The sequence below is a fragment of the Salinibacterium sp. NG22 genome (assembly GCF_015864925.1).
Taxonomy (GTDB): domain Bacteria; phylum Actinomycetota; class Actinomycetes; order Actinomycetales; family Microbacteriaceae; genus Rhodoglobus.
This window is the reverse complement of the sequence record NZ_JADYWG010000001.1, coordinates 1558928-1573707: the sequence shown is the minus strand read 5'-3', so window position 1 is coordinate 1573707 and position 14780 is coordinate 1558928. Positions and strand designations below refer to the sequence as shown.

Sequence of the window (14780 nt, the reverse complement as noted above, 5' to 3'; positions counted from 1 at the left end):
GTCTAATTTGACTTATTAATGAGAATGGTTATCAATTAAGTATCACAGTCCCCGAGCGAAACGAAACCGTGACAGCAATAGTGCGAACCCCGCGTGGTGCCTCCACCACCCCGGCTGCCCCGGAATCATCAGGCATTCCGTCGTTGCCACCCGCGCCGCGCTCGCCGCAAGAAAAATCTGAACCGGGCCGCTCACCGGGCCGCGCACCTCGTCGCTCGCTGCGTCGCGGAGCAGCCTGGATCGTCGCGCTGAGCGTCGTCCTCCTCGCCTCGGCCATCGTCACGGTGGGCATCGGGCCCGTCGCCATTCGCCCCGATATCGTCACCCGCGTCATTGCGTTTCATGCTTTTGGAATCGGCGAACAGACTCCCGGATCAGACGACAACATCGTGTGGCTCATCCGCGTGCCGCGCGTTGTTTTGGGAATTCTCGTTGGCGCTGCTCTCGCAATGACCGGCGTCGCGGTGCAATCGCTCGTGCGCAACCCTCTCGCCGACCCATACCTCTTGGGCATCTCCTCGGGAGCCTCTACGGGCGCCGCGGCCAGCATCCTCTTCGGTTTTGGGGCTGGCGCCGGTGCTCTCGCCCTGACGGGCAGTGCCTTCCTCGGAGCCGCAGCCGCCATCGTTCTCGTCTTCTCGATCGCCCGCCTCGGTGGACGCCTCATCCCGACCCGCCTCGTCTTTGCCGGCATCGCGGTGAGCTTCGCCCTTGCAGCCCTCACTAACTTTTTGGTGTTCGCGAGCGACTCCCGCGATGGCACCCGTGCGGTGCTGTTCTGGATGCTCGGCTCGCTCGGTCAGGCCCGTTGGCAGTCGCTGCCCATCGCCCTAGCCGGGGTCGCGATCGCCGCGTTCTTCTTGATGCTGTGGTCGCGAAAGCTCGACGCGATCGCCATCGGTGATGACACCGCACGGGCTCTCGGCACCAACCCCACCCGTTTTCGGGCTCTCGCCGCGCTTATCGTCAGCGTGGCGATTGCTGCTGCGGTCTCGGTCTCCGGCGCGATCGGTTTCGTGGGACTCGTTGTTCCCCACATCGCCCGGCGCCTCGTCGGCTCGACCCACCGAGTCTCGTTGCCGGTCGCGGGGTTGCTCGGCGGCATCCTGCTGATCTGGGCAGACGCTCTCGCCCGCACCGCTTTTGCCCCGCGCGAATTGCCGCTCGGCGTGCTCACCGCCCTCATCGGCACGCCGCTCCTGATCGCCCTCGTTCGTCGGCTCAACGCCCGCTAGCCCGCGATCGCGAACCATCTTCACCACCCCGGTCACCCGACCACACACCGCACCCAACAAGAAAGAACCACCTGCTATGACCCTGACCATGACCCGACGAACCACGGCACGACTGCCGCTGATTTCGGTCGCCACCGCTGCCATCGTGTTCGGTGTTGCCGGCTGCGCGACCTCCACCGAGACCGTGGCTGATGACTCCGCAACCACAGCGAGCTACCCAATCACGATCGACAACTGTGGGGCTGACCTCACGATTGAGAGCGAGCCGCAGAGCATTCTCACCATCGGAACGTCGGCACTGTCGTTGCTCGACGCTGCTGGCGCGGCTGACCTGATCGTTGCCCGCTCGGGCGAGTTCGGCGCAGCGCTTCCCGAGGGAATGTCGGTCGACCTCTCCGACGTCGAGATCGTCGACCCCTCTGACCCGACCACCGAGAAAATTGTCGGGGCCAACGCCGACGTTGTTGTCGGTTATGGACTCTTCAACTCCACCGATGAAGACCTCGCTGCTTCGGGAATCACCAACATTGTGATCGATGGCGAGTGCAGCCACGACGCTGGGCTCACGTCAGCGACCGACTTCGACGCGATCTTCGCCGACATCGAACGCCTCGGCACTGTCTTCGACACGAGCGATGTTGCGGCCGGGAACGTCGCCGCGCTGCAGTCCGAACTCGACGAGCTTGAAGCGGATGCCAGCGCAGCAGCAGACCAGTCTGCAGCCGTCATCTACTACTTCTCGCCCGCATCCACGCTCTCCGCTCGCGGTGGTCTCGGTATCGCGAATGACATTCTTGCTCGCGCGGGAATGAGCAACGTCTACGCCGCAGAGGAATCTGTTTACCTCGAAACGAATATCGAAACGCTGCTGGATGCTGACCCCGAGGTCATCGTGATTGCTTACGGACTCTACGGCGAAGACCTCGACACCGCGAAGGAACTGTTCTTTGCGGAGCCCGGAACGAGCGACCTTACGGCCGTGAAGAACGGTGCCGTGATCGGCGTTTTGGCGTCAGATCTGGCTCCTGACCCCGACGCCATTCGCGGGCTGCGCACCGTCATCGACAGCGCCGCAACTCTCTCCGAATGATCACTGTCGGCGACCTGTCCGTGAAGTACGGGCAGGTCGCCGCCGTGGCGGGAGTCTCCCTCTCGGCGCTGGATGGCGGAACCTTAGGGCTGATCGGCCCCAACGGTTCTGGCAAATCTACGGTGCTGCGTGCAATTTTGGGGGCTCTCGATTCTTCGGCGGGAGCGATCATGATTGATGGGGATGACGCCCGCGCTCTAACCGCGCGCGAGCGTTCACGCCGGCTGGCGATTGTTGCTCAAGAAGAGCCATCAGGTCTTCCGCTCACGGCGTGGGATTCGGTGATCCTGGGCCGGTCGGTACACATCTCGGGGTGGCAAAGCTACCGCGATGAAGACGAGCGTGCCGCCGAGCAAGCCATGGTCGACACGGGAACGCTGCACTTGCGTGACCGCTCCATGGACGAACTCTCGGGCGGCGAACGTCAGCGCGTTCTCATCGCCCGGGCTCTTGCGCAAGCTGCGTCTCATCTGCTGCTCGACGAACCCACCAACCACCTCGATGTGCGCTACCAGCACGAGCTGCTCACGGTGGTTGCTGCACTGCCTCTCTGCACCGTGGTGGTGCTTCACGACCTCAACCTGGCGGCCCGCTACTGCGATCAACTCGTGTTGCTCGCAGGCGGCAAGGTCATGGCCGCGGGGGACCCGGCGACCGTCTTGACGCCCGAAAACCTTGAGCCGGTTTACGGGATCGATGTCACTCGCACCGACCTCGACGGGGTGCCGCAGCTGCTCTTCACTCCGCGCTAGAAAACTCGGGCATCGCTCAGGATGATAGAACAGAATCTCTGGAAGGTAGCCGAAATCCCAGACCTTGAAAAGAGTACGAGCAATGACACAACTCAGCGCGAAGCGAGCACTTCGTCGCGCTGATGTTGCACCGCGCCAGCGCCCGCGGCCGACGCTGTCCGCTTTCTTTTCCGGGGCGTGGAAGTTTGTTGCGATGGCGGGACTCACCTTGACGCTGATCGCTGGCATCGTGGCAATGCACTCGCTCGTCTCATCCACATCGCATTCGGACATGGCGATGTCGTCCACGATGGCGATGGGCAGTAGTGCTGTCGATCAGTCAACCTCGAACGGCTCGGCTCTCTCGAGCGTGGATTGTGCGGGCTGCGGAGTCGAGGCTTCGACCATCGTCATGTGGTGCGTGCTCGCGCTGCTCACCGTTTCCCTGCTCCTTGCCGCACCCACACTCATTCGAGGATGGGGTCAGCGTCGTGAGCTGCGGTGGACTCCTGATGCGCTCTTTACGGGATGGGCTCGCACAGCGCCGCCGCGCCCCGATCTCACCACTCTCTGCATTAGTCGCACTTAAGAGGAGCACTGTCGACTCAGTGTCGGCGCGCCTTGCGCTGGACCGTTCTGGTCCCGCGCCTATTTGTGACCTATTTGGAGAACTTGAGAAATGAAAACTCGTTTCGCGGCGACCGCCGCAATCGCCCTAACCGCACTGCTGACGCTCTCGGGGTGTGCGAACGCTATGGAGGAAGTAGCGTCAAACCCTGACTCGTCGCCCACAGAATCGGTAGTGGTCGCCGACGCGAACAGCGCGGATGTCATGTTCACGGCCATGATGATTCCGCACCACGAACAGGCGGTTGAGATGGCCGACATGGTGTTGGAGAAAGACGGCATCGACGAGCGCGTGGTGACGCTCGCCCAAGAGATCAAGGCAGCTCAAGGCCCCGAGATCGAGCTCATGACCTCGTGGCTAGAGGGCTGGGGTGTCGGGATGACAGACGGTATGGACGGCATGGGTCACGGTGACGGGATGATGAGTGACTCCGACATGGCCGACCTCGAAGCAGCGAACGGAGACGATGCGTCTCGCTTGTTCCTCGAGCAGATGATTGTGCATCACGAGGGCGCGATCGACATGGCTGAGCTGGAGATTGATTCGGGACAGAATGAGGATGTCCTTGCTCTTGCCCAAGAGGTCATGGATGCGCAGACCGTTGAAATTTCGCTCATGCGGAACATCATTAGTTCGCTGTAGCGACGCAGGGTCCGCCGTTTTCGGGCGGCGGGCCATTGCTGTCGTGCAAGGCTCAATTGGCTTCGCAACAGATAGGTACTCGCATGGCTACACGTACAGACAAAATTTCGCTCATGGGCTCAGTGTCGTTAGGCACGGGGGTGATGATCGGCGCGGGAATTTTCGCTCTCGTCGGCCAGGTCGCGGAGTTCGCTGGAGACTTCTTCCCGCTCGCGTTCTTGCTCGGCGCGATAGTCGCCGCTATCAGCTCCTACTCCTACGTTCGCTACTCCAGCGTGAATCCCTCATCGGGCGGGATCGCGATGTTGCTGAAGGATGCCTACGGGCCGGGAGTCGCCGCCGGCTCGTTCTCGCTATTCATGTACGTCTCGATGGTGGTGGCTGAGAGCCTGTTGGCGCGAACCTTCGGCACCTACCTGCTGCGGCCGTTTGGGCTGCAAGATTCTGTGATTCTGGTTCCCATCTTGGGCGTTGCCGCAATCGTCACTGCCGCGATTGTGAGCTTCATCGGCAACACCATGGTCGAACGCTCGGCGACAATCACCGCAGTCGCCAAGATCATCGGGATCGCAGTTCTCGCTATTGCGGGTCTGATTGGCGTCGCGGCGGTAGGTGACGGATTTTCGGCGAAATCTTCTGGCGACCCCATCAATATCGTCGGGGTCTTGGCCGGAACAACGCTGTGCGTTCTCGCCTATAAGGGCTTCACGACGATCACCAATCAGGGTGACGACATCCGAGATCCGAAGCGAAACATTGCTCGCTCCATCCTTATTTCGCTGGCAATCTGCACCTTCCTGTACTTGCTCATCACGGTGTCCGTGAGTTCGAGCATCGGTGCGAGCGGCGCTGTGGATGCTCGCAACTACGCATTGGCGCAAGCTGCGGAACCGTTCTTCGGCGCTTGGGGTGTCGGAATCACCGTTGCGATTGCCGTGGTGGCGACGCTCTCGGGGCTGCTCGCGAGTTTGTACTCAGTGTCGCGGCTCTACGGGATGCTGCAGGAGATGAAGCAGGCTCCGTCGTTGCCGAAGTCGGTTCCGCATCAGCCCATGGTCATCACGGCGGGGCTCGCTATTCTCGTCACCGTTTTTCTCGATCTCAGCCAGATCGCGTCGATGGGAGTCTTTCTCTATCTGACGATGGATATGGCGGTGCAGTGGGGAGTTATCCGCCGACTGCGGGCCAAGATTGAGGCGCGAATCTGGCTTCCGGTGCTGACCATCGTGCTGGATCTCGCCATCCTGATCCCGTTCGCGGTTCTCAAGGTTCAGAGCGATCTCTTTACAGTGATCGTGGCCGCTGTGGTCGCGGCCGCCATTGTCGCGGCTCAGGTCGTGACGGTTCGCACGCGTTCGAGTCGGTAGGGGTAGAGGTGTGCTGGCGTAGTATCTAAGCATGCATGCGGATACGAAGATAGAGAAAATTCAACCGGATAACGACTATGTGGAGATCGCGGTTGAGGTATTTCGGCTATTGGCAGATGCCACAAGAATTCGCATCGTGTTGGCGCTGCAAGATGACGAGCTGTCGGTGAACCATCTCGCCGACATCGTGGACCGCAGTCCGGCCTCGGTGTCTCAACATTTAGCAAAGTTGCGGTGGGGCAAACTCGTGCAGGTGCGCAAGCACGGCAATCGTGTGTTTTATCGGTTGACCGACGAGCACGCGAAACGGTTAGTAATCGAGGCCATCCTTCAAGCCGAGCACACAGTGGATGAATCGCCCGCGCACCACGCATGATCGAGGTTCTGCGCAACAGGACCTACCGAGCACTGTTCAGCGCGCAAGTGATTGCCCTTTTCGGGACAGGGTTACTCACGGTCGCCTTGGGGCTACTGGCGTTCGATCTTGCCGGGGATGCCGCTGGCCGAGTGCTGGGAACGGCTCTCACTATCAAGATGGTCGCCTATGTGGGTGTTGCACCTGTGGTCGCGGCGCTGGTCGACCGGATTCCGAAAAAGGCTGTCCTAGTCGGGGCCGACATCGTGCGCATCGCAATCGCGCTGATGCTGCCCTTCGTCACGGAAGCGTGGCACATCTATGTGTTGGTTTTCATACTGCAGTCCGCGTCGGCAACCTTTACTCCAGCGTTCCAGTCGCTAATCCCTGCCGTGGTGCCCGAGGCACGTGACTATACGCGGGCCTTATCGCTATCGAGGATGGCTTACGACCTTGAGGCCTTGCTGAGCCCAACGATCGCCGCAGTGTTGCTGACCGTTGTCAGCTACAACAACTTGTTTGTTGGCACTGCGATTGGTTTCGCTGGGTCTGCGATGCTGGTCGTGGCGACTGCACTTCCGCGGCATCCATTGGATCAGGAATCCGGCACCTTCTGGCAGCGGCTTCCGGCTGGCGCATTGGTGTTCTTTCGGACCCCGAGCTTGCGGTTTCTGATGCTGACAAATGTTGTTGTCGCAGCGGGAACTGCGCTGGTTCTCGTGAACTCCGTTGTCTATGCCAAGGGAATCTTCGAGCTAAACGATGCTGCGTTGGCAATTGCTCTCGGTGCCTATGGCGTCGGCTCGCTTATTGTCGCGGTGAACGTACCGAGGCTTGCCGATCGCATCGGCGTGACGCGCACGATGCTCGCCGGAGTCGTCGTCGTCGTTGGTGGGCTGATTGCTGCCATCGCCGTCACCATTCTCGCTGTCACCACCTCGACCGGATGGTGGGCACTGCTCGCGACCTGGCTGGTCCTCGGCATGGGGAGCTCCCTCATCAGCACGCCATCGTCGAGGTTGCTTGCCGACGCGTCCACGCCTGCTAACCGCAATCTTGTTTATACCGCGCAGTTCGCGCTCTCGCACTCGTGCTTCCTAGTGACCTATCCGGTGGCGGGATGGCTGGGAGCCGTTAGCCTTCCGATCGCCACGGCCAGCCTCGCCCTCGTTGCGCTGGCGGGTGCTGTCGGCGCGTTTCGTATTCGCCGGCGCGCGATAGTTCTCTCACAGTATTGGGGAAACACGGAATCACGTACTGGTCGCTAAGGACTCGGTGCCGGATGCGAGCCGGCCATCCGCTAGTCGCGCCTCGCTATTCGCGCTCGTCGGCTCCGCGGGCGAGGCGTTGCGAGACCCACACGGGAATGAACGACGCGAGAATCACGACGGTTGCCACGACGTTGACGAGGGATGCCTCGTTGGGTCGTGCCATCTGGTTCATGATCCAGAGCGGCAGGGTGTCGACTCCGGGCGGGGCCGTGAAGATCGTGACCACAACTTCGTCGAAGCTCAGCGCGAAAGCGAGAATCGCGCCGGCAACGAAGGCGCTGCGGAACTGCGGGAACGTCACGAGCCGGAACGTCTGCAGCGGGGTCGCTCCGAGGTCGCGGGAGGCTTCTTCGATGCTGGGGTTGATGCGGCGCAAGCGGGCGAGCACGTTGTTGAAGACCATGACAATGCAGAAGGTGCCGTGGGCGATGATCATGCCGAAGTATCCGACCTCAATGCCGATCGGCTCGAGCACCTGGTTATAGGTGTTGTTGAGGGCGACACCGGTCACGATGCCGGGTAGGGCGATTGGTAGCACGACGAGCAGGTTCACGGTCTGCTTGCCGAAGAAGGTGTAGCGCTGCAGGGCGAAGGCCACGAGCGTGCCGAGGATGAGGGCGATTGTCGTTGCGCCGAGGCCCACGATTACCGAGTTGAGCAGGGCGGCCCGGATGGGTTCGCTCACGAACGCCTTCTCCCACCAGATGGTGGAGAACTCGGCGATCGGCCAGCTCGATAGGCGCGCGGCGCTGAAGGAGTTGATCACGACGAGGAACAGCGGGATGTACATGAACGCGAGGGCAATCGCGACGATAGTGCCGAGGGTGAACTTGGCGCCGAGGGAGAGTCTCAACATGGCGGCATCACATCCGTTCCAGTGCGCCGGTGCGCTGCACGCTGACGAGGTAGATGACAACAAAGGCGATCGGCACGAGCGAGAACGCGGCGGCGATCGGAGGGTTCAGGTTGATGTTCGAGGCGATGATGCTGCCGATCATCTGGGTTGACCCACCGACAAATTTGGCGGCGATGTAGTCGCCGAGGCTGAGCGAGAACGTGAAGATGGAGCCGGCAATGATCGCGGGCTTAATAAGAGGAAGAACCACGGTGCGGATCGTGAACCCAGCCCCAGCGCCCAGGTCAGACGAGGCGTCGAACAGGTTTGGTGGCAGCTGGCGGATCGCGGTGTACACCGGCACCGCCATATAAGGGAGCCACAGATAGGTGAGCGTAAGCACGACCGTGACAATGCTGAAGCCAGGGCCACTGATGCCGAGCGGTCCAAGCATTGAGTTGAAGAAGCCTTCTTCGGTGAAGGTGATGCGCATGGCCAGAATCTTCACGAGATAGCCGGCCCAGAGCGGGAGGGTGATCGCGACGGCCAGAATGGCGCGCAGCTTGGGCGAGGCGACCTTCGCCATGAAGATTCCGAGCGGAACCGAGATCAGGATGCTCAACACCGTGACCGCGAGGGCGATGCCGAGAGTGCGCAGCGAGGTGGTGGCATACGCGGGGTTCGCGATGATCTGCTCAAAGTTGCGGAGAGTGAAGCCCGGTTTCACTTTGGAGGTGAACGGGTCGGTCACCCAGAACGCCGTCACAAGGAGCATGACGAGCGAGAAAATGTAGATGCCGATGAGCCACAGCATGGGCAGCGCCAGCAAGGCCGAGAGTTGCGCGCGGCGATTCATGGGAGTCCGATCGGTTGGTGCGTGTTGAGGTGCGTGTTGAGGTGCGTGTCGAGAAGTCGAGCTCGTGAGCTGCTGGTCGAGCGAGGGATGAGGGGTGAGCGAGCGAGGCCGCCCACCCCTCGGGCTAGCTAGCTCTTGACGGAGAGCCAGGCATCCGTCCACTGCTGGAAGTTCGTGCAGGTGACGTCAGTGCGACCATCGATGCACTGCTCGATGGGAGTGGTCCAGAACCACACGTTGCTGAAGTACTCTTCGTCGGTTGCGTTGAAGTACTCGCAGTGTGCTGCGGCCTCGTCGCTCGTGTCGCAGAAAGCAGCGTTGGCGGGAGCCATACCGAAGTTGGTAGCGATAGCACCGTTCACTTCGGCGGAGCTCGTGTAGTCAACCCAGGCGTAAGCACAGTTGGGCGATTCTGATTCGGCGGCGATCATCCAGGCATCCGACCAACCGGTCGAACCCTCTTCAGGAAGAACACTCTTGAACTTGTCGTCGTCGGTGAGCTTGCGCAGGATCTCCCACGAGGTGCCGAGCGCAGTGGTGCCGCCGGCGAATGAGGTGATCTGAGCGGCAGGGTCGGCCCAGTACTCGGAGACGATCGAGTTCTGCTGCTTGAGCAGATCGATCGCAGCGTCGAGCTGCTCCTGGTCGAGGGCGTACGGGTTGGTGATGCCGAGGTCAGGCTCGTGAGCCATCAGGTACACGGCAGCGTCAGCGATGTAAATCGGTGCGTCATACGCGATGATCTGGCCGGCGTAGGGGCTGTCAGCTTCCCACGCAACATCCCAGCTCGTGGGCTCTTCGGTCACAACATCGCTGTTGTACTGCAGGATGTTGGCGCCGCGGCCGATCGGAACACCGTACGACTGGCCGTTGATGGTGTCATAAATCTGACCCTTCATGCCCTCAACGATGTCGTCACCGAAGTTGGGAACCAGGTCGAGGTTGATCGGCTGAACGTCGCCACCGGCGATGAGACGAAGGCTCGCATCACCCGAAGCGGAGACGATGTCGTAGTCGCCGGTGCGCATGAGCTGAACCATCTCGTCACTCGTGCCGGCAACGCGACGGTTGACCGTGCATCCGGTTTCTTCAGTGAATTCGTCGGACCATGCCGGCTCAACGAAGCCGCTCCACGCGACGATGTTGACTTCGCTTTCCATCTCGCCCAACTCTTCGAGCATGGGGATATCTGGTACGTCGATGGAAAGCCCACCGGTTGCGGTGCTGTCGGTTGCAGCCGAACAGCCCGTGAGGGCGAGAGCGGCAACAGCGATGAACGCTGCGCCGGTCATGATTTTAGATCTCATGATTACTCCTTGATGTGATGAATGGGTGCTGTGCTGTGCTGTGCTGTGCTGCTGGTGTGGATGTGGCTGGCCCGGTTGTGCCGGAATCGCCGGTATTGCAGGGGTGATCTGTTAGCCGATGCGCGAAGCGTGATCGGTGGTCCATTCGACGCGCACCCGGTCGCCGCGTGCGAAGGCGGATTCGGCGGAGGGGTGATGGTCGTTGGCTCGTTCGGCAATCACGCGAACACCCGATTCGGTGTCGACGAGAAAGCGCGTGGTTGGTCCGGTGTAGACGGTTTCTGACACCGTGCCGAGGAGGGAGACGGCTCCGGCGCTCGCCGCGGTGTCGGCGGTGAGCAGGCGCACACGTTCGGGGCGCACGCTCGATTGCACGCCATCCGCAGAGAGTTCGGCGGGGATGAGATTGGAGAGTCCCAAGAAGCGGGCGACGAATTCGGTAGCCGGGAATTCGTAGACTTCGCGGGCGGTGCCGACCTGTTCGACGCGGCCGTTGTTGAAGACGGCGACGCGGTCGCTCAGGGTGAGAGCTTCTTCTTGGTCGTGCGTAACGAAGATGAACGTGATGCCGACTTCGCGCTGAATCTGCTTGAGCTCGATCTGCATTTCTTCGCGCAACTGCTTGTCGAGCGCACCGAGCGGTTCGTCGAGCAACAACACTTGGGGGCGCAGGATGAGCGCGCGAGCCAGAGCGATGCGCTGGCGTTGGCCGCCCGAGAGCTGGTGGGGCAGGCGGTCGGCCACGGCCGAGAGGCGAACCTGCTCGAGCGCGACGCCTACCTGGGTTGCCCGTTCGGCCCGGCTGACGCCGGCAACCCGGAGGCCGTACCCGACGTTCTCGGCGATCGTGAAATGCGGGAACAGCGCGTAGTCCTGAAACACCGTGTTGACCTGGCGCGCGTGGGGCGGAACCTGAGTGACGTCGACACCGCTGAGGTGGATGCTGCCGCTCGTGACGTTCTCGAAGCCAGCGATCATCCGCAGCACGGTGGTCTTGCCCGAGCCGGAGGGGCCGAGCATCGAGAGGAACTCGCCGGGCTTCACGTCGAGGTCAAGCGATTCGACGGCGGTGAATTCACCGAATGTCTTGGAGACACCGGCGAGGCTGACGGCGCCGGGCGCAGGAGTGACATCCGTGGTGGACGGGGCTTGCTGGGCGGACGCATGCACGAGTGACTCCTTGGAACGACGGTGATCTCTGAGTGAGAGTAAACCTATAGAACCAGAGTTCATATTTCAAGCGTGTGTCCGAATCGTCACAAAAGGGCAACGGCTCAGGTGATCGGTGCGAGAATTGGCCAATGCACTCGACCGACTCGGCAGACGCGCCGCGAAAAAGTGCGGTGGTCGCCGATGACACCGCACGCTCTCGCGATGCCTCGAGGCCCGGCCGCTTGCAGGGTGCGCTCTTTCAGTCGATCGGTGATGCCGGTCGCGCCGAGCTCGTGGAACGCCGTCTCGCCAGCGCAATTACGGGCGGCCATCTGCGGGCAGGGGAGCGTCTTCCCTCCGAAAACGACCTCGCTCGAAGCTTCGGCGTAGCACCGACTACCGTGCGCGAATCGCTGCTGGCTCTGCGCAGCCAGGGCCTGGTGGTGACTCGTCGCGGTCGCAATGGCGGCAGCTTCGTGGCGGACTCAGCCGATCCGGTTGCCCACGCGCGCACCGCCTTGTCGGCAACATCCCGCGTCGCACTTCGCGATTTGGGCGCCCACTATGCGGCCATTACCGCCGCCTGCGTTCGTTTGGCAGCGCGCCGAGCGGTGCCCTCGGAGGTGCAGCAAGTGCGCTCGCGCCTGGCCCGCCTCGACGAGTCAGATCTCGAACAGTGGCGCAGCACCCTCGACGATGCGCAGATCGAACTCGTCGCGCTGAGCCAGTCGGCCCGTCTCACTCGTGAACAGATGCGATTGCAGGCCGAAATGTCACCGATGCTTCGCCTGATTGACGTGGATGAGACATCCCGTCAGGCCCAACCTGCGCTGTTGGCGAGTGTCGTGGATGCGGTGGAAGCCGGCGACGACCACGAAGCCGTTGCGGCCACCGAACGCATGGTGGATGCCGTGATCAACGCCCTCATCGATTTGCAGTCGCAATCACGCTGAACTAGCGGTGCAGGGCATCTGGTGCATAAGATGCCACGAACAGGATCAGTCAGAGTAGGCGGCACCCGATGATTACCAGCCATAACGCGGCGCAGCGATGACGACAGCAACGAGCACGAGCACAGCAGCTCGCGCGGCGGCCATCGTCTCGCAGTATTTCAGCGCCCCGATCGCCAGTCTCGAAGCCACCGCACTTCTGCTCGGCACCGAGCTAGCGGCATCCGGAAACCTCGGCCCGCTTTCGTCTCAGCAGATTGACGCGCTAGTGGAACCGCACGCTCTCGCGACGGTTGCGCTGCCCGATGTTCACATCTACGGTGCCGGGTTCATCGCCGCCGTTGGACTGCTGACGGATGAGCGAAACCACCTCTCGTGGTGGCAGGGCGATGACCCCAAACGCCTGCTTTTGGCCGCGCAATCGGTGAACAAAGAGCACATCGATTACAGCGAACTCGAGTGGTTCCGTGTGCCGATGGAGACCGGTCGCGGTCACGTTGCCGGGCCCTATGTCGACTACCTCTGCAGTGATGAATACACGATCACGATCGCCGCGCCCGTGCACATCGACGGCACCTTCGTCGGGGTCGCTGGCCTCGATCTCCTCATCGATTCGGTCGAACGGCAGCTGCTGCCCAAGCTCGCCGAACTCGGCGACAAAGTGACCCTCGTCAACAGCGTCGGCCGCGTCGTTATCTCGACGGATCCGCGTCACGCGACCGGCGACGCCGTGCGCGGTGGCGCACTTGCCGAACTCGAGCGCACTGCCTGCGAGGGCGTCGCGCTGGAGATTATCGCGGAGTAGTCGGGTCGCCAGTTTTCTCGGCGGGGCTCACGGCGATCGCGAGCAGAACAATCGCGGAGATGGCGAAGAGCCCGATGCCGACGATGGTAGTGGTGCTTACCCAGGGCGAAGCCCAGGCCGGGTCGAGGCCCTGTTGTTCGCGAAGGCGGTAGTTCATGCCCTCGATTACGGTGAGGGTGATGGCGGTGATCAGGCCGAGGCCGCCGACGACAGAGAACCACACAACGATGCGCTTCATGAGACGTTTTCCAATCCTGCGCTGCGAGAGGAGTTCGCGAGCGTCTTCGTAAGAACTTCGAACTGCAAGTCATCGCGCCTCGGAGTGCCGACGCGCTCATCCCCGTAGGGAAACGGTTTAGTGATGCCGGTGCGCACGTAGCCGCGGCGTTCGTAAAACGCGATGAGTTCTTCCCGCACATCGATCACGGTCATCTGCATCACGGTGACTCCCCACTCCCGAGCCGCGTAGTTCTCAGCCTCGGCGAGCACGATGGATCCGAGTCCGCTGCCCTGCTGAGTGGGATCGACCGCGAACATCCCGAAGTAGCCCGCGCCGTTGACATCCGCCACATGCGCGCACGCCACGAGTTGGTCGCCACGTTCGGCGAGCAAGATTATTGAACGCGTGCGAGTGAGATCCGCTTCGAGCGCCGCGGCGTCGATGCGCTCGCCATCGATCAAGTCGGCTTCGCTCGTCCATCCGGTGCGGCTGGCTTCGCCGCGGTACGCCGACGTGACCAGCGCAACCAGGGCGGGGATGTCGTCGGTCGTTGCTGCGCGGAAGGTCAGGGTCGTCATGGCAGCAGCTTAGGCGCGAGTCTGCTGCGGAACTTCATGCTTCTCATTTCTGCTGATCGCGAGTGGCGAACTCAAGCGTGATGAACGGGAGATGCTCGCGGGCAACTACGGCGGTGAGTGTGCCGCCGCTCGCGAGTTTCGCCCCCACCGCGTACACAAAAGGATCCGTGTCCATCTCGACGCCACGCACCATGTCTCCGTCGATCGCGACGTCAATGGGCCGCGTAGCTCTGCGCTCTGGCAAGAGTGTCGGCGCCTCCCCATCGTGCGCGCTGAGTCCGAGTTCTTCGCGGAATTGATTCATGAGGATGTAATTGGTGTGCTGGTTGAGGAGGAGGCCGAGCTCGTTGAGCTCTGATTCCTCGCGGTGCCAATGCGTCTGGACCACCTCCCACAGCGACGGGTATCGCATCATTTCGACCCGCTCAATCAACCACTCTGGTCGAGGCCATGGTGGCACCTCTTCAATCGCGCGGCGAGTGCTGTCATCCATCTCAGCAAGGTTCGCGGGGTCAGCCTTGTTGTCAGGATTTCGCCACAGGATGGCTGAGATGCTGGCGGTCATGGAGGAATAACCGTCGCTGTCGGTGGCGAAGTTGATGCCGACATCCGTCTCGTCGAGCGCGCTCTGCCCGGCGAACCCCATCACCGGGATGGGCATGTGGTGCAGCAATTCAGCGTGGTGCATCCGTGGGTCAGGCGCGTCTTCGGGGAGAACTCCGGTGAAATCCATGTTCTCATCGTGCGCTGGCACGAAA

Annotated in this window: 17 protein-coding genes; 10 read left to right on the top strand and 7 right to left on the bottom strand. The window is 61.8% G+C overall.

Annotated elements, in window-relative coordinates; genetic code table 11:
* The first annotated feature begins 80 nt into the window (after positions 1–80).
* The 8 genes from I6E81_RS07675 to I6E81_RS07640 all read left to right on the top strand — a co-directional run bounded on the left by I6E81_RS07675 (position 81) and on the right by I6E81_RS07640 (position 7316).
* Complete coding sequence (locus I6E81_RS07675) at positions 81–1235, top strand: iron ABC transporter permease (RefSeq protein ID WP_307784124.1); 1155 nt, start codon at positions 81–83, stop codon at positions 1233–1235.
* An 88-nt stretch (positions 1236–1323) separates the two neighbouring features.
* Positions 1324–2325 (top strand): ABC transporter substrate-binding protein, encoded by a 1002-nt coding sequence (locus tag I6E81_RS07670; protein WP_197106741.1) that lies wholly within the window; start codon positions 1324–1326, stop codon positions 2323–2325.
* The gene (locus tag I6E81_RS07665; RefSeq protein WP_197106740.1) at positions 2322–3077 is read left to right on the top strand and encodes an ABC transporter ATP-binding protein; all 756 of its coding nucleotides are present in this window, start codon (positions 2322–2324) and stop codon (positions 3075–3077) included. Before I6E81_RS07670 ends, I6E81_RS07665 begins: the two co-directional genes overlap by 4 nt.
* Before the next feature lie 82 nt (positions 3078–3159).
* On the top strand, positions 3160–3645 hold the full coding sequence (locus I6E81_RS07660) for a DUF6153 family protein (protein WP_197106739.1): 486 nt from the start codon (positions 3160–3162) through the stop codon (positions 3643–3645).
* Between the two features lie 90 nt (positions 3646–3735).
* A complete protein-coding gene (locus tag I6E81_RS07655; RefSeq protein ID WP_197106738.1) occupies positions 3736–4326 on the top strand; it encodes a DUF305 domain-containing protein in 591 nt (196 codons plus the stop codon).
* A gap of 83 nt (positions 4327–4409) precedes the next feature.
* Positions 4410–5693: an APC family permease gene (locus I6E81_RS07650; protein ID WP_197106737.1), complete on the top strand. Its 1284-nt coding sequence runs from the start codon at positions 4410–4412 to the stop codon at positions 5691–5693.
* Positions 5694–5724: 31 nt separating this feature from the next.
* Entirely contained in the window at positions 5725–6069 is a 345-nt protein-coding gene (locus I6E81_RS07645) for a metalloregulator ArsR/SmtB family transcription factor (RefSeq protein ID WP_197106736.1), read from the top strand.
* Complete coding sequence (locus I6E81_RS07640; RefSeq protein WP_197106735.1) at positions 6066–7316, top strand: MFS transporter; 1251 nt, start codon at positions 6066–6068, stop codon at positions 7314–7316. Before I6E81_RS07645 ends, I6E81_RS07640 begins: the two co-directional genes overlap by 4 nt.
* A gap of 46 nt (positions 7317–7362) precedes the next feature.
* Here the strand turns inward: I6E81_RS07640 and I6E81_RS07635 are convergent, their stop codons facing one another.
* From I6E81_RS07635 to I6E81_RS07620, 4 genes are all read right to left on the bottom strand, one after another.
* Positions 7363–8175: an ABC transporter permease gene (locus tag I6E81_RS07635; protein ID WP_197106734.1), complete on the bottom strand. Its 813-nt coding sequence runs from the start codon at positions 8173–8175 to the stop codon at positions 7363–7365.
* 7 nt (positions 8176–8182) lie between these two features.
* A complete protein-coding gene (locus I6E81_RS07630) occupies positions 8183–9010 on the bottom strand; it encodes an ABC transporter permease (RefSeq protein WP_197106733.1) in 828 nt (275 codons plus the stop codon).
* Between the two features lie 128 nt (positions 9011–9138).
* Positions 9139–10317, bottom strand: coding sequence for an extracellular solute-binding protein (locus tag I6E81_RS07625; RefSeq protein ID WP_197106732.1), 1179 nt, complete (start codon positions 10315–10317; stop codon positions 9139–9141).
* Between the two features lie 111 nt (positions 10318–10428).
* The gene (locus I6E81_RS07620) at positions 10429–11487 is read right to left on the bottom strand and encodes an ABC transporter ATP-binding protein (RefSeq protein WP_197106731.1); all 1059 of its coding nucleotides are present in this window, start codon (positions 11485–11487) and stop codon (positions 10429–10431) included.
* Positions 11488–11618: 131 nt separating this feature from the next.
* Between I6E81_RS07620 and I6E81_RS07615 the strand changes: the two genes are divergently transcribed.
* Both I6E81_RS07615 and I6E81_RS07610 read left to right on the top strand, forming a co-directional pair.
* Entirely contained in the window at positions 11619–12422 is an 804-nt protein-coding gene (locus I6E81_RS07615) for a FadR/GntR family transcriptional regulator (protein WP_197106730.1), read from the top strand.
* Between the two features lie 97 nt (positions 12423–12519).
* Positions 12520–13224 (top strand): cache domain-containing protein, encoded by a 705-nt coding sequence (locus I6E81_RS07610; protein ID WP_197106729.1) that lies wholly within the window; start codon positions 12520–12522, stop codon positions 13222–13224.
* On the opposite strand, the gene I6E81_RS07605 is transcribed toward I6E81_RS07610, so the two are convergent.
* From I6E81_RS07605 to I6E81_RS07595, 3 genes are read right to left on the bottom strand one after another with little or no spacing between them, the layout of a single operon-like run.
* The gene (locus I6E81_RS07605; RefSeq protein WP_197106728.1) at positions 13211–13462 is read right to left on the bottom strand and encodes a hypothetical protein; all 252 of its coding nucleotides are present in this window, start codon (positions 13460–13462) and stop codon (positions 13211–13213) included. The genes I6E81_RS07610 and I6E81_RS07605 overlap by 14 nt on opposite strands.
* Positions 13459–14022 (bottom strand): GNAT family N-acetyltransferase, encoded by a 564-nt coding sequence (locus I6E81_RS07600; protein ID WP_197106727.1) that lies wholly within the window; start codon positions 14020–14022, stop codon positions 13459–13461. Before I6E81_RS07600 ends, I6E81_RS07605 begins: the two co-directional genes overlap by 4 nt.
* A 43-nt stretch (positions 14023–14065) precedes the next feature.
* The gene (locus I6E81_RS07595) at positions 14066–14755 is read right to left on the bottom strand and encodes a hypothetical protein (RefSeq protein WP_197106726.1); all 690 of its coding nucleotides are present in this window, start codon (positions 14753–14755) and stop codon (positions 14066–14068) included.
* Positions 14756–14780: the final 25 nt, after the last annotated feature.